We start from the raw sequence: 21107 nt of genomic DNA on the forward strand, positions 1-21107 counted from the left end.
AGGCGGGACGGGTGGGCCTTTGCAGGACCGTTGGCGCCATGGATGGCGCCATCGAGCCCCCATGGATGGGTTTACGGCGTGTCCTGCAAAGGCCCACCCGTACCGCCCACCACGTATCAATCAAGGCGCCGCGAACGGAGCGCTTGATAAACCTTATTCCGCCAACATCGCCGTCAGCTTCTCCCGCGCCGGCCCTGCCAGCTTCGGGTTGTCCAGCGCGAAGCGGATCGTCGCTTCCACCAGCCCCAGGTGCGTACCGCAGTCGAAACGAGTGCCCTCGAAACGGTAGGCATCCACCTCTTCGGTCTTCAGCAGCTGCGCGATCGCATCGGTCAGCTGGATCTCGCCGCCGGCACCGCTGCCGGTCTGCTCCAGCAGCTCGAAGATCTTCGGACTCAGCACGTAGCGGCCGACCACGGCCAGGTCGCTCGGCGCGTCCTCCGGCTTCGGCTTCTCCACGATCTGCGAAATACGGCCCTTGCGGCCATCGAAGGCCTCGGTCGCGACGATGCCGTAACTGGCGGTCTTGTCGTGCGGCACATCTTCAACGGCAATGACGCTGGCGCCACTGGCTTCGTTGAGATCGGCCATCTGCTTCAGCGCGCTGTCGCCGCGGTTCCAGATCAGGTCGTCCGGCAGCAGTACCGCGAACGGCTCGTCACCGATCACGGCCTTGGCACACAGCACCGCATGGCCCAGGCCCAGCGCCTCGGCCTGGGTCACGAAGATCGCGCGCACGCCATTGGGCAGCACGTGACGGATCAGCTCCAGCTGCTCCTGCTTGCCGGCGCGCTCGAGCTTCTGCTCCAGCTCGTAGGCCTTGTCGAAGTAGTCGGCGACCGCGTGCTTGTAGCGGTTGGTGATGAACACCAGCGTGTCACAGCCGGCCTCGATTGCTTCATCCACGGCGTACTGGATCAGCGGCCGGTCAATGATCGGCAGCATCTCCTTCGGCACGGTCTTGGTTGCTGGCAAAAAACGCGTCCCCAAACCCGCTACGGGGAAAACTGCTTTGCGAATTCGCTTGCTCATTGGTGCCTGTTGGCCTCGCGTGCGGGAAAGGGCACGACTTTAGCGGATGAAATGTAAGCATCCTGTTCGATTGGCGAGAACTCGGGCATCGTCGCGAACAGGACTTCCTTGATGGTTTCGGTGTCGTAGCTGCACACCGCCTCGCGCAGGCGCGGGACGTTGCCCAGCACCAGATCGCGCGAGAACATGCGCACGCCGGCCTCAAGGACCTTCGGATGCGCGGTTGCGCGGTAGTCCTCGTCCGAATAGAACAGCGTCTCGTGCAGCTTCTCACCCGGACGCAGGCCGGTATAGATGATCTGCACATCCTTGTACGGCTGCTTGCCCGCCAGACGGATCATCTGCTCGGCCAGCAGCCGGATCGGCACCGGCTCGCCCATGTCGAGCGTGTAGATCGCACCGTGCGAGGCCGAGGCTGCGGCCTGCAGGATCAACTGGCAGGCCTCGGGGATGGTCATGAAGTAGCGGGTGACTTCCGGATCGGTGACCGTGACCGGACCACCGCGCAGGATCTGCTCGCGGAACAGCGGCACCACGCTGCCGGCCGAGGCCAGCACGTTGCCGAAGCGCACGGTAACGAAACGGGTGTGCGTGGACTTCTGGTCCAGGCTCTGGCAGATCATCTCGGCATAGCGCTTGCTGGCACCCAGCGCGTTGACCGGATCGACCGCCTTGTCGGTGGAGATGAACACGAAATGCTCGACGCGCGCTTCCAGGCAGGCGCGGGCCACGTTCTCGGTCGCCAGGATGTTGTTGCGCACAGCTTCGCGCAGCTGCCGTTCCAGCACCGGTACATGCTTGTACGCTGCGGCATGAAACGCGGTGTCGACCGGATGCAGCGACAGCGCATGGCGGATCACCGCAGGATCGCCACAGTCGCCCAGCACCGCTTCGATCTCGATATCGGGGAAGCTGCGACGCAGCTCACCCTCGATGGTCAGCAGCAGCAGTTCGCTGATCTCCAGCAGGATGATGCGGCCGGCACCGTGGCGCGCGCACTGGCGGCACAGCTCCGAGCCGATCGAGCCACCGGCACCGGTCACCATCACGGTGCGACCGCCCAACCAGCCCCGGATCAGGTTCCAGTCCGGGGTGATCGGCTTGCGGCCGAGCAGATCCTCGATCGCCACTTCCTTCAGTTGGCCGGGCAGCGACTGCCCCTGCAGGATGTCGCTCAGCTTGGGCACGGTGCGGAACGGCACGCCGGTGCTTTCGCAGATGGCGACCACCCGCTGCATGCCTGCGGCATCCAGCGAGGGCATGGCGATCACCAGCAACTTGGCCGCAGTCTCGCGGACCACCGCCGGGGCATCATCGAGGCTGCCCAGGATCGGCAGGCCCTGCAGCTTGGCGCCGCGCAGGTGCGGTGCGTCGTCCAGCAGGCCGACCGGTTCGAAGTTGCCGGAGCGGCGCAGATCGCGGACCAGCGTCTCGGCGGCTTGCCCCGCACCGAGGATCAGCACGCGGCGCGCGCTCGAATCCGACTGCAGTGCCTGGTAATCCTTCCAGGCCCGGTACAGCAGGCGCGGCGCGCCCAGCAGCGCCGACAGCGCGAACGGATAGATCACCAGCACCGACATCGGCACGCCGTCGAAACGCTTCCACATCAGCACCAGCACGATGCCGACCAGGCCGATGAAGCTGGCCTTGAAGATGTTCAGCAGGTCGCTGACGCTGGCGAAACGCCACAGCCCGCGATACAGGCCCACGCGCCAGAACACCAGGCCCTGCAGCAGCAGCACCAGGGTGGTGTCGACATTCCAGAGCGGAAGCGAGGGCGCGTTGGGGAGGATCGAGTACCGCCCGGCGTGGAGCAGCTGCCAGCATGCCCAGACCATGAACAGGTCGTGGCAGACGATGGCCGAACGCGGCATCAGGCCGAGGATTCTGTCCCGCCAGGGTGAAGCCATAAGTCAGGTATTTCCTTGTCGGTGACGCAATCCATTGCGCAGGAGGATCCAGAGGACGCTCAGCGCGAGAAACCACGCGACCGCCAGGACAGCCTCCCACCTCGGCTGCAAATTGGAGCAGACATTAAGCACTGTAATACTGAACAGGCCCAAAGCAAAGTACATCCCTGTCACCTGGGCGTGGCTGGCTCCTGCCTGCACCGCCCGCTGGTAGACGTGCTGGGTATGGGGTTCCATCCAGCGTTGTCCTGAGATGATGCGCGCCGCCAGTGTGAAGCCCGCGTCCACGAGGAACGCCGAAGCCGGCACCAGCAGCAGGATCCAGTTGATATCGGTACGCACCGCAGCGATCGCGAGGACGACGGCGACTGCATAGCCCAGCGCGCCACTTCCGACATCACCCATGAAGATCCGGGCCCGTGGGAAATTGAACGGCAGGAAGCCCAGGCAGGCCAGGCCCAGCGCCACCGCGGCCAGCGAATACGGCCAGGGCAGCACCGGCGCCAGGCCCAGCGCAACAACAATGGCCTGGCTGGCGGCAATACCGTTGATGCCATCCATGAAGTTCCAGATGTTGATCAACGAGGCGGTGAATACCAGCACCAGCCCGGCCAGCAACCAGCTTCCACCATGCACCTTGACCAGGGCGGCCAGCAGCGCGGCGGCAATGAAGTGCACCAGCAGGCGGCGCATGGCCGGCAACGGCCGGTGGTCGTCCCACCAGCCGATGCCCGCCACCAGCACCAGGCCCAGGCTGGCCACCAGCAGGCTCGGTGTCGATTCAGGCCAGACCCACATCGCTGCACCGGCGGTGACAAGCAGGCTGATGACGATGGCGATGCCACCACCGCGCGGCGTTGCCACGCTATGGCTGCGACGCTCGCCGGGCTGGTCCAGCAGTTGCTGGCGCAGGGCATAACCCCGTGCCGCCCAGGTCAACCCCGCACTCAGCAGGGCCAGCCCCAGCAGCGCGCCCATCACGAGCCACGGCATGGATCAGAGCACCGCGTAGTTCAGCAGTGGCTTGACCGTGCCCCACTCCTTGCAGCTCGGGCACTGCCAGTGGTGGGTGCGTGCACCGAACCCGCAACGGGTGCAGCGGTAAGCGGGATTGCGCACCAGCAGCTGGTCGGTGATGTGCTTGAGGTCATGCAGGGTCGCCGTCGAATCGGCGCCCTCGGCCAGGGTCAGGTCGATCAGCGCCGATTCGCCACGCACCGACGGACGATCCTTGAGCTGGCGGCCAAGGTAGGCTCGGGCCGGAGCCACGCCCTCCTGCTCTTCCATCAGCCGGGTCAGGGCCAGCACCGGGGCGATGCCACGGTAGTGCTCGGTCATTTCCGACAGGAACGCACGTGCGCCTGCCAGATCGCCCACCTTGCGATAGTTCTGCATCAGCGCCGGCAGCAGCTCCGGCAGGTACTCCGGATCGTTGCGCGCGGCGCGCTCGAAGGCGCGCACGGCCGCTTCCGGATTGCCGGCATCGGTTTCCAGGCGACCCTCAATGATGCCGGCACGCACCGACATCGCATCGGCCTGGTAGGCCCGGGCAATCGCTGCCCTCGCCTCTTCCAGCTTGCCGGCGCCGCGGAAACGTTCGGCCAGTTCGCACTCGAACTGCCCGATCAGCTTGCCCATCGGCTCGCCGGTGACGTCTTCGAAGCGGGTGGCGTTGTCGATCGCCTTTTCCCAGTCACGCTCAGCCTGGTAGATGCCGATCAGGTGCTTGAGCGCCTGCGGGGCGCGCTGGTCCAGCTGCGCCAGTTCGGTGAACACGGTCTCTGCACGGTCCAGCAGGCCGGACTTCATATAGTCCTCGCCCAGCGCCAGCAGGGCCTGCACGCGCTGCGCGTCGCTCAGGTCGTGGCGGTTGACCAGCCCCTGGTGCAGGCGGATGGCGCGGTCGACTTCACCGCGGCGGCGGAACAGGTGGCCCAGCGCGACCTGGGTCTCGAAGGTTTCCTTGTCCAGCTCGGCGATGTGCAGGAACAGTTCGATGGCCTTGTCCGGCTGCTCGTTGAGCAGGTAGTTCAGGCCACGGAAGTAGGTGCTGGACAGGCGGCTGACCTGGTTGTCACCGTGGCGCTGGCCACCGCGCCGGCCGATCACCCACCCGGCCAGTGCGGCCAGCGGAACGAACAGGAAAAACCAAAGCCACTCGGTGACGAAATCCATCTTCGATCAGCGTCCATCAAAAGATTGGGGGGAAACACCCGCGGCCGGCGTTGCCGCCACGGACTTGTTGGCACGGCGCAGCTGGCTGTAGAGCGGAATGACCACGCTCACCAGTACCAGGCCGGCACCGACCACGACACCCACCAGCAGTGCAGCGATCAGCGCCACGCCCACCGAGGTGTGCAATTGAGTGAAAAGCAGGTTGATCGACATCGCGGTCATGTTGACCGCACCAATGATCAGCCCAAGGATCAGGACCGCCAGCAGGACCAGCAGACGAAAGACCTTCATGCGACAGCTCCAGTGGCAGGAGTCCGTAGCTTATCCGACCCGCGGCTGGATTCGCACGCGGTGGCGCGACGGGGCTCAGGCCGGATCGGCGTCCAGCGGCAGCACACTGCTGACCCGCTCGCGCAGTTCCTTGCCCGGCTTGAAATGGGGGACGTGCTTGCCCGGCAGGGCAACCGATTGGCCGGTCTTCGGGTTGCGACCCAGGCGCGGCGGACGATAGTGCAGCGAGAAGCTGCCAAAACCACGGATTTCGATGCGATCCCCGGCGGACAGCGATCCGCCCATCATTTCCAGCAACGACTTCACCGCCAGATCGACATCATCGGCCTTCAGGTGCGCCTGGCGGCGCGCAAGGATTTCGATCAGTTCGGATTTGGTCATCACCGGCTCACATCAGGGGCATCTCAGCCTGAAACGGCCCGGGCAGAAGCCCGGGCCGTCCAGGAAACAACAAACAGCGTAAGGCCGATTACTCGGACTTGTTGCCGTTCAGCTGTGCACGCAGCAGCGCGCCCAGCTGGGTGGTGCCGCTGGAAGCCGAAGAGGACTGGTATTCCTCCAGCACTTCGCGCATTTCCGCGTCGTCCTTGGCCTTGATCGACAGCTGCAGGGTGCGGCCCTTGCGGTCCATGCCCACGAACTTGGCTTCGATCTTGTCGCCGACCTTCAGGTGCTGGGTGGCGTCGTCAACGCGCTCGTTGGCGATGTCGCGAGCCGAAACGTAACCCTCGATGCCGTCAGCCAGCTCGATGATCGCGCCCTTGGCGTCGACTTCCTTCACCACGCCTTCGACCTTGGAGCCCTTCGGATTGGCAGCCATGTACTGGCCGAACGGATCCTGCTCCAGCTGCTTCACGCCCAGGGAGATGCGCTCGCGCTCCGGGTCAACAGCCAGGACGACGGCGTCCAGGGTATCGCCCTTCTTGAAGTTGCGAACAACGTCTTCGCCGGTGGTGTTCCAGCTGATGTCGGACAGGTGGACCAGGCCGTCGATGCCGCCGTCCAGGCCGATGAAGATGCCGAAGTCGGTGATCGACTTGATCTGGCCCGACACCTTGTCACCCTTCTTGTGGGTGGCAGCGAAGGTTTCCCACGGATTGGCGGCAACCTGCTTCATGCCCAACGAGATACGGCGACGCTCTTCATCGACGTCCAGCACCATCACTTCGACTTCGTCACCAACCTGCACAACCTTGGACGGGTTGACGTTCTTGTTGGTCCAATCCATCTCGGAGACGTGCACCAGGCCTTCGACGCCCGGCTCGATCTCAACGAACGCACCGTAATCGGTGACGTTGGAGACCTTGCCGAAGACGCGGCTGTTGGCCGGGTAACGACGGCCGATGTTGTCCCACGGATCCTCGCCCAGCTGCTTCAGGCCCAGCGAAACGCGGTTGCGCTCGCGGTCGAACTTCAGCACGCGGACGTCCAGCTCGTCGCCGACGTTCACGACTTCCGACGGGTGACGCACGCGCTTCCACGCCATGTCGGTGATGTGCAGCAGGCCGTCGATGCCGCCCAGGTCCACGAACGCGCCGTAATCGGTCAGGTTCTTGACGACACCCTTCAGGATCGCGCCTTCCTGCAGCTTGTCCATCAGCTGCTCGCGCTCTTCCGAGTGCTCGCTTTCGACGACAGCGCGGCGCGAGACCACGACGTTGTTACGCTTGCGGTCCAGCTTGATGAGCTTGAACTCGAGTTCCTTGCCTTCCAGGTAGGCCGGATCGCGCACCGGGCGCACATCGACCAGGGAACCCGGCAGGAAGGCGCGGACATCCTTGATGTCCACGGTGAAACCACCCTTGACCTTGCCGCTGATGCGGCCGGTGATGGTTTCGTTCTTTTCCAACGCTTCTTCCAGCTCGTCCCACACCATCGCGCGCTTGGCCTTCTCGCGCGACAGGACGGTTTCGCCGAAGCCGTTCTCGATCGAGTCGAGGGCGACCTTGACGATGTCGCCTTCGGCGACGTCGATTTCGCCAGCGTCGTTACGGAACTGTTCGATCGGCACGATGCCTTCGGACTTCAGGCCAGCGTTGATCACCACGACGTCGCCGCGGACTTCAACAACGGTACCGCTGACGATGGCGCCCGGCTTCAGCTTGGCCAGGTTGGCCTGGCTGGCTTCAAACAGTTCGGCAAATGATTCGGTCATTAGATTTACTCTGTTGGACACATGGGTCGGTGGCGTCCCCTTCAGGGGAATGGCGACCGCCCGCCTGTTGGTCGACCCCGGAAACGCAGGTCGTGTGTAGTAGGAAAACCGCCACGCATCATTGCGCGACGGAGCTGGTACAGCACTGCTTTGCGCGACCACCACCGATGCAGCTGGCAGTGCTCCCGCGCGAACGGATCAGGCAGCCGGAACCGGAAGCAGATCCATCACTCGGGCAACGACATCATCGATGCCGATGCCTGTGGTGTCGATGAGGACAGCATCGTCTGCCGGCTTCAGGGGCGCCACGGTACGCTGGGCATCACGGGCGTCGCGGGCCATGATCTCGCGCAGGAGGTCATCAAAGTTAACAGAAACCCCCTTGTCTTTCAACTGCTTATGCCGGCGCTCGGCGCGCTCCTCGGCACTGGCGGTCAGGAAGACCTTGTAGGGGGCGTCCTTGAAGATCACCGTGCCCATGTCGCGGCCGTCGGCAACCAGGCCGGGCAGCTCCCTGAATGCGCGCTGGCGCTCCTTCAGCGCGGCGCGCACCTCGGGAATGGCGGCGATGGCAGAGGCCAGCGCGCCGGTGGTCTCCAGGCGCAGCTCGTCGGTGGCATCGGTGCCGTTGACCATGACCCGCATCGACTCGCCCTGTTCAACAAACTGAACATGGGTGTCGAAGGTGCAGCGCACCAGCGCCGAGGCGTCGGAGGTGTCGATGTCGGCCCAGCTCGCGGCCACGCCCACCGCGCGGTACAGCGCACCCGAATCCAGGTAATGCCAGCCCATCCGGCGCGCGATGATGCGGCTGATGGTACCCTTGCCGGCCCCGGAAGGGCCGTCGATGGTCAGGACGGGAGCGAGTGGATTCATGGGGTTCCCAGAGCGTGTGAAGGGGCCATTCTAGCCCCTGCCAGACACCCCCAGCGGGATCTTTTGTGCAACCACTTGAAACCACGAGGAAAAGCCCGGTAGAATGGCGGGCTTGAACGAGCGTCAACTGCCGATTGTCTTTCGCATATCGCGGCCACGCTCCACCCGAACAACTACTGTTTACGCCGAGGTATGCCATGAAAGTCCTGTCCTCCCTGAAGTCGGCGAAGGCCCGTCACCGCGACTGCAAGGTCGTCCGTCGTCGCGGCAAGATCTTCGTCATCTGCAAGTCGAACCCGCGTTTCAAGGCGCGTCAGCGCTAAGCCCAACAGCCTTCACGGCTGCGGCTGGCCCTACGCGGGGCCGACCCGATGCAAGAAACCGCCTTCGGGCGGTTTTTTGTTTATGCGGCTTTTTCCTGCTGATTTTGCTGTAATCGCCTTTCTTGACCACTGGGGAGTAGATCGAGATGAAGCGTTACCTGTCCGCCCTGGCCGTGATGGCCACCCTGGCCGCCGCCACACCGGCGCTGGCCGATACCCTGCTTGTCGACCGCGCCCGCGAGAAGCCGGCCGGTGCCCTGCCCGTGCGCGGCCAGAGCATGCAGCAGGTACAGGCGCAGTTCGGCGCGCCGAGCGAACAGCTGCAGCCGCGTGGCGGGCAGAAGCGGCAATGGCCGACCATCAACCGCTGGGTGTACCCGCAGTTCACCGTCTACTTCGAGAAGCAGAAGGTGATCGACGTGGTGGCCAACCAGGCGGACCCGAACGAAATCGGCCCGAAACCGCCGATCCGTTGATCCCTTTACCCGCCGTGGGCGGGCCTGTGTAGCGAGACCATGAACCAGACCCTTCGTTTTCCTGCCGAGTGGGAAGCCCAGAGCGGCGTCCTGATTGCCTGGCCCACCGCCGACACCGACTGGGCCGACCGCCTGGGCCAGGTGGAAGAGACCTACATCGCCCTGGTCGCGGCCATCACCCGCTTCCAGCCGGTGCTGATCTGCGTGGCCGACGACGATGTGGAGACCTATGCCGAAATGCGGCTGCGCTCCAACCGCATCGACATGGACAAGGTCCACTTCACCACGGCCGCCTACGACGATACCTGGCTGCGCGACTCCGGCCCGATCACCCTGCGCCGTGCCGACGGCGGTTTCCAGCTGCTGGATTTCCGCTTCACCGGTTGGGGCGGCAAGTTCGACGCCACCCTGGATGACCAGCTGGTGGGCGTGCTGGACCAGGCCGGCGTGTTCAACGACGCGCCGGTGCGCAGCATCCCGTTCGCGCTGGAAGGTGGCGGCATCGAGACCGATGGCGAAGGCACCCTGCTGACCACCTGGAAGTGCCTGCACGAGCGCCATCCGGACCGCGACCGCGCCAGCCTGAGTGCCGACCTGGCCGACTGGCTGCAGCAGGACCGCGTGCTGTGGCTGGACCACGGCTACCTGGAAGGCGACGACACCGACGCGCACATCGACACCCTCGCCCGCTTCGCCTCGGCCGACAGCATCGTCTACCAGGCCTGTGACGACGAGAGCGACTCGCACTTCGCCGAACTGCAGGCGATGGGCAACGAGCTGGCCGCACTGCGCACCAAGGATGGCCAGCCGTACCGCCTGTTCCCGCTGCCGTGGGCACAGCCGGTGATCGACGAAGGCCGCCGCCTGGCTGCGTCATACGCCAACTACCTGATCGTCAATGGTGCGGTGCTGATGCCGGCCTATGGCGACCCGGCCGACGACCTGGCCCGCGATGTGCTGGCCCAGGCGCACCCGGGCCGCGAGATCGTGCAGGTGCCCTGCCGCTCGCTGATCTGGCAGAACGGCAGCCTGCACTGCATCACCATGCAGCTGCCGGAAGGGCTGTTGAAGGCATGACGGTAGTGCCGGCCGCTGGCCGGCAACCCCGCACTGCCTGATGGATCCACGGGATTGCCGGCCCGCGGCCGGCACTACCGATCGCACCCATTCAGCGCGCGACACGCCGTCGCCGTCCATCCGCGCTAACATGCTGGTTTTCCCCCGCAGGAACGCCCCGCATGAACTCGCGCAGCCCCCTTACCGTCGCCCTGATCCAGGAGCGCAACCACGGTGATGCCGCCGCCAACCTGGCGGTGATCGAAGCACGCGTGGCCGAGGCGGCTGCGCAGGGTGCCAAGCTGGTGCTGCTGCAGGAACTGCATAACGGTCCGTACTTCTGCCAGCACGAATCGGTGGACGAATTCGACCTGGCCGAGCCGATTCCGGGCCCCAGCACCGAGCGCCTGGGCGCACTGGCGAAGAAGCATGGCGTGGTGCTGGTCGGCTCGCTGTTCGAACGCCGCGCTGCCGGCCTGTACCACAACACCGCCGTGGTGTTCGAAAAGGACGGTACGCTGCTGGGCAAGTACCGCAAGATGCATATTCCGGACGATCCGGGCTTCTACGAGAAGTTCTACTTCACCCCGGGCGACATCGGCTTCAAGCCGATCGATACCTCGGTGGGTCGCCTTGGCGTGCTGGTGTGCTGGGACCAGTGGTACCCGGAAGCGGCGCGCCTGATGGCGCTGGCCGGTGCCGAACTGCTGCTCTACCCGACCGCGATCGGCTGGGACCCGGACGACGTGCAGGACGAGAAGACCCGCCAGCGCGACGCCTGGGTGCTGAGCCACCGTGGCCACGCCGTGGCCAACGGCCTGCCGGTGCTGAGCTGCAACCGCGTCGGCCACGAGGCCTCGCCGCTGGGCGCCTCCGGCATCCAGTTCTGGGGCAACAGCCACGTGCTGGGCCCGCAGGGCGAGTTCCTGGCCGAAGCCGGCACCGATGCCACGGTTCTGCTGTGCGATGTCGACCTGCAGCGCAGCGAGCATGTGCGCCGCATCTGGCCGTTCCTGCGCGACCGCCGCATCGATGCCTACGGCGACCTGCTCAAGCGCTACATCGACTGAGCCGGAGCCCGCGCATGGCCGTCCTCATCCGTGATGCCGGCCCGGCCGACATCGCCGCGATCACCGCGATCTACGCGGTGGAAGTGACCGACTTCGTCAACACTTACGAGTACGACATCCCGGACGCGTCCGAGATGCTTCGCCGCATGCGCGACATCATCGACCGCGGCTTCCCCTACCTGGTCGCCGAGATTGACGGCCAGGTGGCCGGCTATGCCTACGCCAACACCTACCGCACCCGCGTTGCCTACCAGTGGACCGTGGAAAACTCGGTCTACGTCGATGCCGCGTTCCAGGGCAAGGGCGTTGGCACCGGCCTGCTGCAGGCGTTGATCGACGCCTGCGTGGCGCGTGGCTACCGGCAGATGGTGGCGGTGATCGGCGAACCGACCAATACCGCTTCAATCAAGCTGCACGAACGCTTCGGCTTCGAGCTGGTCGGCGTGTTCCGTGGCCTCGGCCGCAAGCATGGCCGCTGGCTGGATACCGTGCAGATGCAGCGCGCGCTCGGCGATGGCGCCGACACTGCACCTTCCAATGAATGAACCCATGACCGAAACCCTTCCCGAGACCGGCGACGACCTGTTCGCCGGCCAGCCGGTACGCGTTGTTGAACGCGACGGCGTGCGCTACACCCTGCTGGGTACCGCCCATGTCTCACGCGCCAGCGTCGAGGCGGTGGAAAAGGCCATCGACAGCGGCCGCTTCGATGCCGTTGCCGTTGAACTGGACCCGCAGCGCCTGCAGGCGCTGAGCGACCCGGACACGCTGGCCAAGCTCGACCTGGTCGAGGTGATCCGCAAGGGCCGCGTCGCCCTGTTCGCCGCCAACCTGGCCCTGTCCGCCTACCAGCGTCGCCTGGCCGAACAGCTGGACATCGAGCCGGGCGCGGAACTGAAACGCGCGGTGGAACTGGCGCGCGAACGCGACCTGCCGGTGCACCTGATCGACCGCGAGGTCGGCCTGACCTTCCGCCGCGCCTCGCAGCGGTTGGGCTTCTTCGGCAAGCTGAAGCTGGTTGCCGGTCTCGGCGCCGGTCTGTTCTCGTCCGAGGAGGTGGGCGAGAACGAGATCGAGAAGCTCAAGCAGGGCGACATGCTGGAATCGAGCTTCGGCGAGTTCGCCAGCGAGAGCCCGGCACTGTACGAGACCATCATCGGCGAGCGCGACCGCTACATGGCCACGCGCCTGCGCGAAGAACACAACCCGCAGCAGCGTGAAGTGCTGGCGGTTGTCGGTGCGGGTCACCTGGCAGGCCTGGCGCGTTACCTGGAAACCGACACCGAGGCACCTGCACCGCTGCGCGCCGAGCTGGAGGCGGTGCCGAAGAAGCGCAACATTCCGTGGTTCACGCTGGGCATCCTGGCCATCGTGGCGACCGGCATCGGCGTGGGCTTCTACCGCGGTGGTCTGGGCGTGGGCACCGAACTGCTGGCGACCTGGGCGATGTATACCGGCGGCCTGGCGGGCCTGGGCTGCCTGCTGGCAGGCGGTCACCCGCTGAGCATCCTCACCGCGATCGCGGTGGCCCCGTTCAAGCCGTTCCGCCTGAGCATCCCGACCGGCGCGTTCTCGGCGCTGGTGGAAGCGCGCCTGCGCAAGCCGGCGTACGAGGACTTCCTGAAGCTGCGCGACGACGCGCAGAGCCTGAAGGGCTGGTACCGCAATCGGGTCACGCGCGTGGTGCTCACCTTCATGCTGACCAACATCGGCAGCATGCTCGGCCTGTGGCTGACCACGTTCAAGGTGTGGGGCAAGGTGGCGGGTTGATTGTTCCGTGTAGCGTCGAGCCAAGCTCGACTGCGCTCTGGTAGGTGCCAACCTTGGTTGGCACGCCATGCCCGGCAAAAAAAGGGGGAGGCCGCCCCACTACGACCGGCCTCCCCCACACCACAACACGTTGATGTGCATTACAGCCGGGCAGCGCCCGGCTCTACCACTTCCACTCCACGCGCGCGGCGGATCAACCGCGTCACGGCATTGCGCAGGTCATCCAGCACCGCATAGATGGTCGGCAGGAACAGCAGGCTGACCACCGTGGAGAACGCCAGGCCGCCGGCAATCGCGCGCGCCATCGGCGCGTACTCCGGGCCGTTGCCGAACATCTGCGTATTGGTCAGCGAGATCGGCACCATCGCCAGGATCGCCGTGCCCATGGTCATCATGATCGGGCGCAATCGCTCGCGTGAACCCTCCACCAGCGCCTGCGTGCGTCCCATGCCGCCGCGCCGCAGGTTGTTGATGTGCTCGATCATCACGATGCCGTTGTTCACCACCACGCCCATCAGCACCAGGATGCCGATGAAGGACATGATCCCGAACGAGGTACCGGTGATCCAGAACAGCCAGAACACGCCGAAGATCGAGAACAGCACGCCGCTCATGATCGCCGCCGGGAACAGCAGCGACTCGAACACCGCCGCCATCACCACGTAGATCATCACCAGCGCGATCAGCAGGTTGAACACCATCTGCTGCATCGCTTCGTCGTCGTTGCCGTAGTCGCCGCCATCGAAGGTGAAGCCATAGCCGGCCGGGAAATTCATCGGCTTGAGCACGGACTCCATCGCCTTGCGGCCATCCGGCGCGGTGACCTTCTCGGCCAGGTTGGCCTTGATGGTCAGCGTGGTCTGGCGGTTGGTGCGACCGATCTGGGTCGCCGATGAACCGACGTCAACGGTGACCAGGCTCAGCAGTGGCACGCTGCGACCGTCGCCGGTGCGCACGCTGAAGCCGGCCAGGTCTTCCGGGCTGCTCTGCTCGGCGCCAGCGAAGCGCACCCATACCGGTACTTCATTGTCGCCGCGGCGGAACTCGCGCATCGGCGCACCGCGCAGGGCCAGGCCGACGAAGCTGGCGACCTGCTCGGCATTGAAGCCGAATGCGGCGGCACGCTCGCGGTCGACGCGCACCTTCAGCTCGCCGCCCTTCTCGCCGTTGTCGATGCGCACGTCGCGCAGCTCGGCACGCTGGGCCAGCAGCGGCACCACTTCCTGACCGATCTCCTGCAGCATCGAACTGGAGTCGCCCACCAGCTGCACCTGCACGCCCTGGTTGCCGCCACCGCCGCCATCACCGCCCTGGTTGCCAACGAAGTAGTCGGTGCGGGCCGACTTCGGCAGGCCCTTGCGCAGCTCTTCCTGCAGCGCCTTGATGTCCTTGGCGTACTTCTCGTCCAGGGTGACCACGGTCGAGCTGCCTTCCTGCTCGCTGTACCAGGAGTACACCTGCTTGACGTGCAGGCGCTCGCGGTTGGCGTCGATCCAGTTCTCAACGCGCGCCACTTCCTCGGACATCTGCCGATAGGTGTAGGCGCCCTTCCACATGTAGCCGATGAAGATGTCCTTACCGCCATCCCCACCGAACATGTCGACCTTGGTCAGCTTCATCGGCACCAGGCTGACCAGCACCACCAGCACGATGCCGAGCAGGCTCCAGCCGCGATGGTGCAGCGACCAGTCCAGCAGCCTGGCGTAGCGGCGTTGCAGCCGCGCGATCAGGCCGGTCTGCGAGTGCACCAGCTTGGGCGTGGCCATGCGCGCGGACAGCATCGGGATCAGGCTGACCGCGACCAGCCACGAGGCCAGCAGCGAGACCGAGATGGTGATCGCGATCTGCGCCATGAAGATGCTGATGTTGTTGGTCTCGCCAAACAGGTTCGGCACGAACACGATGCAATGGCACAAGGTGCCAGCGCTGAGCGCGATGGCCACGTTGCGGGTGCCGATGATCGAGGCCAGACGCGGCTGTCCCGGCATGCGCTCGCGCTCCTGGTAGATGCTCTCCACCACCACCACGGCGTTGTCGACCAGCATGCCCACCGCCAACAGCAGGCCCATCATGGTCAGGATGTTCAGCGTCACCCCGACGAAGTACATGAAACCCAGGGTGATGGTGAAGCAGATCGGAATGGCCAGGGTCACCATCAGCGTGGACGGCCAATGGCGCAGGAAGAAGAACAGCACCGTGATCGACAGGATCAGGCCGACCGCACCGGCCTCGGCCAGTTCCAGCAGCGAGGAGGTCACCGCCTTGCCCTGGTTGTCGATCACCTTGATCTGCACGTCGCGCATCGACGCTTCGGCACGGATCGCTTCAACCTCGGCCAGCGCCGCGCGCGACACCTCCACCAGGTTGGCACTGCGCTCCTTGAAGATATCCAGCCCGACCGCCGGGTTGCCGTCCAGGCGGCGCCCGTAGTTCATCCGCGCCGGCTTCAGGCGCACGTCGGCGATGTCGCCCAGGCGCAGGCCCTTGGCGTTGATCACCAGGTCGCGCATTTCCTGCAGGTCGGTGATCTCGCCCACCGGCTGCACGCGCACGCGCTGGCCGTTGTCGTCGATCTGCCCGGCCGAGATCGAGAAGTTCAGCGTGCGCAGGCGGTCACTCAGTTCGTTGATGCTCAGCCCATGCGCGTTGAGCCGGTTCGGATCAATGGCGATCTCCACCTCGTTCGGCGGCGCGCCGGTGATGTCGACGCGGGCCACGCCGGGGATACGCTCGATGCGCCGCTTGAACTCGCGGTCGAGCATGTCGTAAGCAGTGGTCAGGTCGCTGGTGCTGGCCAGGCGCACCTTCAGCACCGGCTGGTCGCTGCTGGACCACTTGAACACGTTGTAGCGCTGCAGGTCGTCGGGCAGATCGCTGCGGATCGCATCGATGCGTTCGCGTGCATCGGAGGCGGCGATGGCGATGTCGCGGTCCCAGTCGCTGAACTCGATGAAGATCAGCGCCGCCTCGGAGGTGGCCGACGAGCGCATGCGCTTGATGCCGGTCATCGTCGCCAGCGATTCCTCCACCGGGCGGATGATGGTCCGCTCCACTTCCTCCGGGGTTGAACCGGTGTACGGAATCTGCACGAACAGGAAGGGCGCGGAAATGTCCGGCAACGCTTCCAGCGGCAACCGGAACGAGGCGATCAGGCCGATCACCACCAGTGACACGAAGCACATGATGGTGGTGACCGGGCGGCGGATGGAGAACTCGGCAACACTCATGCCGGCTCCTCCGCACCCGCCGCGCTGCCTGCTGCGCCCGGCTCGATCTCGCCGGCGTGCTTGCGGCCACGCTCGCGGTAGTAGGCGTCACCACGGCGGTCCATCAGGTCGTAGACCACCGGGATCACCAGCAGGGTCAGCAGGGTCGACACCAGCAGGCCACCGATCACGGTGATCGCCATCGGCGCGCGTACTTCGGCGCCCTCGCCCATCGCCACCGCCAGCGGCAGGAAGCCGAACAGCGTGCACAGCGTGGTCATGATGATCGGCCGCAGGCGCGAACGTGCACCTTCCACCAGGGCCTCGTGCTTGGCCACGCCGGCCTCGCGCAGCTGGTTGACCTTGTCGATCAGGATGATCGCGTTCTTGGTGACCAGGCCGACCAGCAGGATCAGGCCGATGAACACCACCACCGAGATGGGCTTGCCGGTCAGCATCAGTGCCAGGATCGCGCCGACCAGCGCCAGCGGGATGGTGAACAGGATCACGAACGGATGCAGCAGCGATTCGAACTGCGAGGCCATCACCAGGTAGACCAGGAAGATCGCCAGGCCGAAGGCGAAGATCAGCGACTTCGCCGCCTGCGCCAGTTCCTCGCCCTGGCCACCGATGTGCAGGCCGACACCCGCGCCCAGCGGCTGTTCGGCCACCATCTGCTGCACTTCGCGCATGGCCGCGCCGAGGTCGATGTCGCGCAGGTTGGCCGAGACCACCGCAACGCGGGTCTGGTCGGCGCGATGGATCTCGCTGGGGCCGGTGGTGGCAACCACGTCGGCCACCGCATCCAGCGTGACCGGCCGGGTGCTGCCCGGATTGACGATCAACCGGCGGATGCTCTCCACGCTGGCGCGGTCGCCTTCCTGGGCACGCACCAGCACGTCGATCTTGCGGTCGCGGAAGCTGTAGCGGGTGGCCACGTCGCCGCGCACCTTCTTCACCACCACGTCGGCGATCTGGCGGGTGGTCAGGCCCAGCGCACCGGCACGTTCCTGGTCGAAGCGGATCTGGATTTCCGGGAAGCCCTCTTCCACCGTGGACTTCACGTCGGCGTAGTGCGCATTGCCACGCAGCATCGCCGCCAGGCGCTGGCCAGCCACTTCCAACGTCGCCATGTCCTGCCCGCGCAGCTCGATTTCCAGCGGCGTGGAGAAGCTGAACAACGCCGGCCGCGCGAAGTCGACCTGTGCCCCCGGATGCTGGCCCATGCTGTCGCGCAGGCGCTCGGTGATCTCGGCTTCAGTGCGTGCATTGCCACCGCCTTCCATCACTACGGTCAGCTTGCCGATGTTCTCGCCGCTCTCGGTCGGGCTGGCATCCAGGCGGGTGCCGCTGCCACTGACGCCGTACAGCGAGGCCACGCCTTCACCCTTGCCATGCGCCAGCTGCAGCTCACGCACCAGCGCATCGGTCTGCTTGAGCGGTGTGCCGGCCGGCAGCTTCACCGTCATCTCGAAACGGTCCTGCGCCAGCTGCGGGATCAGGTCGGCACCGAGCATCGGCACCAGCGCCATGGTCGCCACGAAGATGATCGTGGCCACGCCGAGCACCTTGCCCGGATGGGCCAGCGCGCTCGGCAACAGGCGCAGATAGCCGCGCTCGGCACCGGCGTAGGGCTTCATTGCCAGGTCGCTGGCCTTGCGCATCACCGGGCCGACCACTGCCACGACGCCCCGCCACGCACGTACGACCAGCCAGGCCAGCGCATAGAAGCTCCAGCGCGCGGTTGCGACGGCACCACGACGGCCCAGCGCCACCGGCTTCTGCCAGCGGTTCTGCGGCTGCCACGGTTCGTTCGGCGCCTCTTCCGGGAATGCCAGCGGCGGCCGGCCCTTCAGCGAGCTCAGCATCGGAATCAGCGTCATCGACACCAGCAGCGAGATCGCGATGGCGATCGCCACGGTCAATGCCTGGTCGCGGAACAGCTGGCCGGCGATGCCATCTACGAACACCAGCGGCAGGAACACGGCGATGGTGGTCAGGGTCGAGGCAACCACCGCCATGCTCACTTCGCGGGTACCGACGATCGCTGCCTGCAGGATGCCCAGGCCACGCTCGCGGGCCTTGGCAATGCTCTCCAGCACCACGATCGAGTCGTCCACCACCAGGCCGGTGGCCAATGCCAGGCCGCCCAGCGACATCACGTTCAAGCTTAGGCCGAGCTGGCCCATGAAGAAGAACGTGGCGATGATCGAGACCGGCAAGGACAGGCTGATCACGAACGTGCTCCAGCCATCACGCAGGAACAGGAAGATGATCAGGATCGCCAGCAGGCCACCGATCACCGCATCCTTCTTGACGTCGGCGATGGCGTGCTCGATGAAGCGCGACTGGTCCTCGATGGTGGTCATCTCGACGTCGGACGGGAACGTGCCCTTGATCTGTTCCAGGCGCTTGCGCAGCGCTTCGGCGGTGGACACGGTATTGGCGTCGCCTTCCTTGTAGATCGCCAGTTCGACCGATTCCTTGCCGCCCAGGCGGATCACCGCTTCGCGCTCCTTGTAGCCCTGGCGCACGGTGGCCACGTCCTTCAGGCGCACCGGTACACCGTTGGCGACCACGCTGGAGCCAGCACCGGACGATGCGCTCTGCGCCGCCGAAGCCGCCGCGATGGCTGCCGCCGAACCGGTCGACGCGGCGATGTTGAACATCTGCTGCAACGCCGAGTCGGCCGCGCTACCGTTCGACGCTTGGGTGGTGACCAGCAGGTTGCGGATCTCCTCCAGGTCGGCGAACTGGTTGACGGTGCGCACCAGGAAGCGCTGCGACCCCTCCTCCAGGCGACCGCCGGAGATGTTGATGTTCTCGTCCTTCAGGCGCTTGATGACGGTGTCGATCGGCAGGTTCAGCTGGGCCAGCTTCTGCTGGTCGATGTCGACCTGGATCTCATCTTCCAGACCGCCACCGACCTTGACCGCTGCCACGCCGGCAACCGGCTCCAGCTTCTTCTTCAGGTCTTCATCGGCATAGCGGCGCAGGCCGGTCAGCTCGCGGACCGCATCGGCATCGCTGGTCGGCGCCACCTTGTTCGACAGCACCAGGCGCATGATCGGCTCGGTGGACGGATTGAAGCGCAGCAGCACCGGGGCCTTGGCCTCCAGTGGCAGGTTCAGCGCTTCCATCTTGTCACGCACCTCCAGGCTGGCCTGGTCCATGTTGGTGCCCCAGGCGAACTCCAGCACCACGTCGCTCTGGCCGGTTCGCGAGACCGACTTCAGCTTGCGCAGGTTCTTGACCACGCCGACCGCCTCTTCGACCGGCTGGGTGATCAGGGTTTCGATTTCGGTCGGCGCCGAACCGGTGTACTCGGTGCGCACGGTCAGCGTCGGGTAGCTCAGGTCGGGCAACAGGTTGACCTTGAGGTTGCCCAGCGCGATCAGGCCGAACAGCAGCAGGGTGACCGTGCACATGGCGATGGTCACGCGGCGGCGGGTGGCGAATTCCACCAGGCCGCCGCGCATGCCGGCGGCGGCGCCATCGCTCGCCGGCGAGGCACCGTGGTCGTGGCCCGGGGCGGTCATTGCTTGCTCCCGGCCTTGTCTGCCGGCTTGGCGGCCGCTGCGACCGTCTTCGCCTTTGCCTTCGGATCGGCGATCACCTGCACCGCGGTACCGTCGCGCAGCGCGACCTTGCCGGCGGTGACCACCTGATCACCGGCCGCCAGTCCATCACGGATCTCCACCCACGGGCCCTCGGCGTAACCCAGCTTGACCGGAACGCGTGCGACCTTGCCTTCGCGCACCCGGAACACCGCCGGCTCACCGTCGTCGAGCAGCGCCAGGCGCGGCACCACGAGCGCATCGGCACGCTGGTCATAATCGATGCGGATGCGCCCGAACATGCCGGGCTGCAGCGCGTGCGCGGCGCCATCGAAGGCGCTGACCACGCGAAACGTGCCGCTGCCCGAATCCACCACCGGCGCGATGCGATCGACGGTGCCGGTGAAGCTCTGGCCCGGCAGCGCATCGGCGGCCAACGTCACCGGCTGGCCGGCACGCAGCGTGGCCAGCTCGCGTTCGGGCACGTTGAGGGTGGCTTCCAGGCGCGAGTTGTCGACGATGCGGAAGATCGGCGTGTTGATCTGCACGAAGTTGCCGGTCTTGATCGAGCGCGATGCGATCACGCCGGAAATCGGCGCCACGACGGTGGTGTAGGACAGCTCCAGCGTCGCCAGACGGTACTGCGCACGGACGTTTTCCAGATCAAAGCGCAGCTGGTCGACATCTGCAGCACTGACCATCTGCTGGCCAACCAGTTTCTGTGCACGCTGGTAGTTGTTTTCCAGCTTGCGCATCTGCGCTTCGCTCTGGGCTACGGCCAGGCGTGCGCGGTCCGGGTCCAGGCGCACCAGCGGCTGGCCGGCGGTGACCCGCTGGCCTTCCTCGACCAGCACCGCCAGCGCCACACCGGAGGTCTTGGCCACCACCTGCGACTCGGCGCGCGGTTCCAGCGCGGCGGTGCCTGTGTAACTGGCCGCGACCGCGCGATGGCTGGCCACGGCCACTTCGACCGGGACCGCATCGACCTTCTTCTCCTCCTTGGTCTCGGCGGCCTTGGCTTCGGAATTGGGCCCTGCGGCGCAACCGCCCAGCAGCAGGGAGGTGGAGATCAGCAGTGCGGCAGCGCAGATTCCGCTGCGACGGCCGGACGGGAAGGTTGGGTGCGACATCGTCAGGTCCCTGGAGGATGCGTGGACAGGTGTGGTAGCAAAGTAATGCACCACTTCACGGCAACACCATATCCCAAAGG

17 protein-coding genes are annotated in these 21107 nt (G+C 65.8%); 6 read left to right on the plus strand and 11 right to left on the minus strand.

Going from position 1 to position 21107, the window contains the following annotated elements:
• Positions 1–153 precede the first annotated feature (153 nt).
• From galU to cmk, 8 genes are all read right to left on the minus strand, one after another.
• Positions 154–1032, minus strand: a complete 879-nt coding sequence (galU, locus tag AC5P9L_RS12990) for a UTP--glucose-1-phosphate uridylyltransferase GalU (protein WP_005409291.1) — start codon at positions 1030–1032, stop codon at positions 154–156.
• Positions 1029–2942, minus strand: a complete 1914-nt coding sequence (locus AC5P9L_RS12995; protein ID WP_005413043.1) for a polysaccharide biosynthesis protein — start codon at positions 2940–2942, stop codon at positions 1029–1031. The genes galU and AC5P9L_RS12995 overlap by 4 nt, the downstream gene beginning before the upstream one ends.
• A 3-nt stretch (positions 2943–2945) precedes the next feature.
• Positions 2946–3935, minus strand: a complete 990-nt coding sequence (locus AC5P9L_RS13000; protein ID WP_049397758.1) for an MraY family glycosyltransferase — start codon at positions 3933–3935, stop codon at positions 2946–2948.
• Positions 3936–3938: 3 nt separating this feature from the next.
• A complete protein-coding gene (lapB, locus tag AC5P9L_RS13005; protein ID WP_005409288.1) occupies positions 3939–5117 on the minus strand; it encodes a lipopolysaccharide assembly protein LapB in 1179 nt (392 codons plus the stop codon).
• Between the two features lie 6 nt (positions 5118–5123).
• The gene (locus AC5P9L_RS13010; RefSeq protein WP_005409287.1) at positions 5124–5408 is read right to left on the minus strand and encodes a lipopolysaccharide assembly protein LapA domain-containing protein; all 285 of its coding nucleotides are present in this window, start codon (positions 5406–5408) and stop codon (positions 5124–5126) included.
• A 75-nt stretch (positions 5409–5483) separates the two neighbouring features.
• Entirely contained in the window at positions 5484–5789 is a 306-nt protein-coding gene (locus tag AC5P9L_RS13015; RefSeq protein ID WP_049397760.1) for an integration host factor subunit beta, read from the minus strand.
• Between the two features lie 88 nt (positions 5790–5877).
• Positions 5878–7563 carry a 30S ribosomal protein S1 gene (rpsA, locus tag AC5P9L_RS13020; protein ID WP_005409285.1) on the minus strand — a complete coding sequence of 562 codons (1686 nt, stop codon included), beginning with the start codon at positions 7561–7563 and terminating at the stop codon, positions 5878–5880.
• Between the two features lie 198 nt (positions 7564–7761).
• Entirely contained in the window at positions 7762–8439 is a 678-nt protein-coding gene (gene cmk / locus AC5P9L_RS13025) for a (d)CMP kinase (protein WP_005409284.1), read from the minus strand.
• A gap of 197 nt (positions 8440–8636) precedes the next feature.
• Between cmk and ykgO the strand changes: the two genes are divergently transcribed.
• The 6 genes from ykgO (at position 8637) to AC5P9L_RS13055 (ending at position 13134) form a co-directional block, all read left to right on the plus strand.
• The gene (gene ykgO, locus AC5P9L_RS13030) at positions 8637–8762 is read left to right on the plus strand and encodes a type B 50S ribosomal protein L36 (RefSeq protein WP_005409283.1); all 126 of its coding nucleotides are present in this window, start codon (positions 8637–8639) and stop codon (positions 8760–8762) included.
• A 176-nt stretch (positions 8763–8938) separates the two neighbouring features.
• Positions 8939–9238 (plus strand): hypothetical protein, encoded by a 300-nt coding sequence (locus AC5P9L_RS13035; protein ID WP_227837998.1) that lies wholly within the window; start codon positions 8939–8941, stop codon positions 9236–9238.
• Positions 9239–9277: 39 nt separating this feature from the next.
• Positions 9278–10315 carry an agmatine deiminase family protein gene (locus AC5P9L_RS13040; protein WP_033834906.1) on the plus strand — a complete coding sequence of 346 codons (1038 nt, stop codon included), beginning with the start codon at positions 9278–9280 and terminating at the stop codon, positions 10313–10315.
• 161 nt (positions 10316–10476) lie between these two features.
• Positions 10477–11364, plus strand: a complete 888-nt coding sequence (locus tag AC5P9L_RS13045; RefSeq protein WP_005409280.1) for a carbon-nitrogen hydrolase — start codon at positions 10477–10479, stop codon at positions 11362–11364.
• 14 nt (positions 11365–11378) lie between these two features.
• Positions 11379–11909 carry a GNAT family N-acetyltransferase gene (locus AC5P9L_RS13050; RefSeq protein ID WP_005409279.1) on the plus strand — a complete coding sequence of 177 codons (531 nt, stop codon included), beginning with the start codon at positions 11379–11381 and terminating at the stop codon, positions 11907–11909.
• Between the two features lie 4 nt (positions 11910–11913).
• Positions 11914–13134, plus strand: coding sequence for a TraB/GumN family protein (locus AC5P9L_RS13055; RefSeq protein WP_005409278.1), 1221 nt, complete (start codon positions 11914–11916; stop codon positions 13132–13134).
• A gap of 140 nt (positions 13135–13274) precedes the next feature.
• Here AC5P9L_RS13055 and AC5P9L_RS13060 read toward each other — a convergent pair whose 3' ends face one another.
• From AC5P9L_RS13060 to AC5P9L_RS13070, 3 genes are read right to left on the minus strand one after another with little or no spacing between them, the layout of a single operon-like run.
• A complete protein-coding gene (locus AC5P9L_RS13060; RefSeq protein WP_262101650.1) occupies positions 13275–16361 on the minus strand; it encodes an efflux RND transporter permease subunit in 3087 nt (1028 codons plus the stop codon).
• Positions 16358–19879 carry an efflux RND transporter permease subunit gene (locus tag AC5P9L_RS13065; RefSeq protein WP_423160138.1) on the minus strand — a complete coding sequence of 1174 codons (3522 nt, stop codon included), beginning with the start codon at positions 19877–19879 and terminating at the stop codon, positions 16358–16360. The genes AC5P9L_RS13060 and AC5P9L_RS13065 overlap by 4 nt, the downstream gene beginning before the upstream one ends.
• Positions 19876–21027, minus strand: a complete 1152-nt coding sequence (locus AC5P9L_RS13070) for an efflux RND transporter periplasmic adaptor subunit (protein WP_005413036.1) — start codon at positions 21025–21027, stop codon at positions 19876–19878. The genes AC5P9L_RS13065 and AC5P9L_RS13070 overlap by 4 nt, the downstream gene beginning before the upstream one ends.
• Between the last annotated feature and the right edge of the window lie 80 nt (positions 21028–21107).

This window comes from Stenotrophomonas sp. YJH_SMC_64, from assembly GCF_059371375.1.

Bases quoted from the DNA above. Each gene is read 5' to 3' on its own strand.
- AC5P9L_RS13015 (WP_049397760.1), bottom strand. From the start codon at position 5,789: ATGACCAAATCCGAACTGATCGAAATCCTTGCGCGCCGCCAGGCGCAC.
- AC5P9L_RS13060 (WP_262101650.1), bottom strand. From the start codon at position 16,361: ATGAGTGTTGCCGAGTTCTCCATCCGCCGCCCGGTCACCACCATCATG.
- AC5P9L_RS13065 (WP_423160138.1), bottom strand. From the start codon at position 19,879: ATGACCGCCCCGGGCCACGACCACGGTGCCTCGCCGGCGAGCGATGGC.
- ykgO (WP_005409283.1), top strand. From the start codon at position 8,637: ATGAAAGTCCTGTCCTCCCTGAAGTCGGCGAAGGCCCGTCACCGCGAC.
- AC5P9L_RS12995 (WP_005413043.1), bottom strand. From the start codon at position 2,942: ATGGCTTCACCCTGGCGGGACAGAATCCTCGGCCTGATGCCGCGTTCG.
- rpsA (WP_005409285.1), bottom strand. From the start codon at position 7,563: ATGACCGAATCATTTGCCGAACTGTTTGAAGCCAGCCAGGCCAACCTG.
- cmk (WP_005409284.1), bottom strand. From the start codon at position 8,439: ATGAATCCACTCGCTCCCGTCCTGACCATCGACGGCCCTTCCGGGGCC.
- AC5P9L_RS13055 (WP_005409278.1), top strand. From the start codon at position 11,914: ATGACCGAAACCCTTCCCGAGACCGGCGACGACCTGTTCGCCGGCCAG.
- AC5P9L_RS13070 (WP_005413036.1), bottom strand. From the start codon at position 21,027: ATGTCGCACCCAACCTTCCCGTCCGGCCGTCGCAGCGGAATCTGCGCT.
- galU (WP_005409291.1), bottom strand. From the start codon at position 1,032: ATGAGCAAGCGAATTCGCAAAGCAGTTTTCCCCGTAGCGGGTTTGGGG.
- AC5P9L_RS13045 (WP_005409280.1), top strand. From the start codon at position 10,477: ATGAACTCGCGCAGCCCCCTTACCGTCGCCCTGATCCAGGAGCGCAAC.
- AC5P9L_RS13040 (WP_033834906.1), top strand. From the start codon at position 9,278: ATGAACCAGACCCTTCGTTTTCCTGCCGAGTGGGAAGCCCAGAGCGGC.
- AC5P9L_RS13010 (WP_005409287.1), bottom strand. From the start codon at position 5,408: ATGAAGGTCTTTCGTCTGCTGGTCCTGCTGGCGGTCCTGATCCTTGGG.
- lapB (WP_005409288.1), bottom strand. From the start codon at position 5,117: ATGGATTTCGTCACCGAGTGGCTTTGGTTTTTCCTGTTCGTTCCGCTG.
- AC5P9L_RS13035 (WP_227837998.1), top strand. From the start codon at position 8,939: ATGGCCACCCTGGCCGCCGCCACACCGGCGCTGGCCGATACCCTGCTT.
- AC5P9L_RS13050 (WP_005409279.1), top strand. From the start codon at position 11,379: ATGGCCGTCCTCATCCGTGATGCCGGCCCGGCCGACATCGCCGCGATC.
- AC5P9L_RS13000 (WP_049397758.1), bottom strand. From the start codon at position 3,935: ATGCCGTGGCTCGTGATGGGCGCGCTGCTGGGGCTGGCCCTGCTGAGT.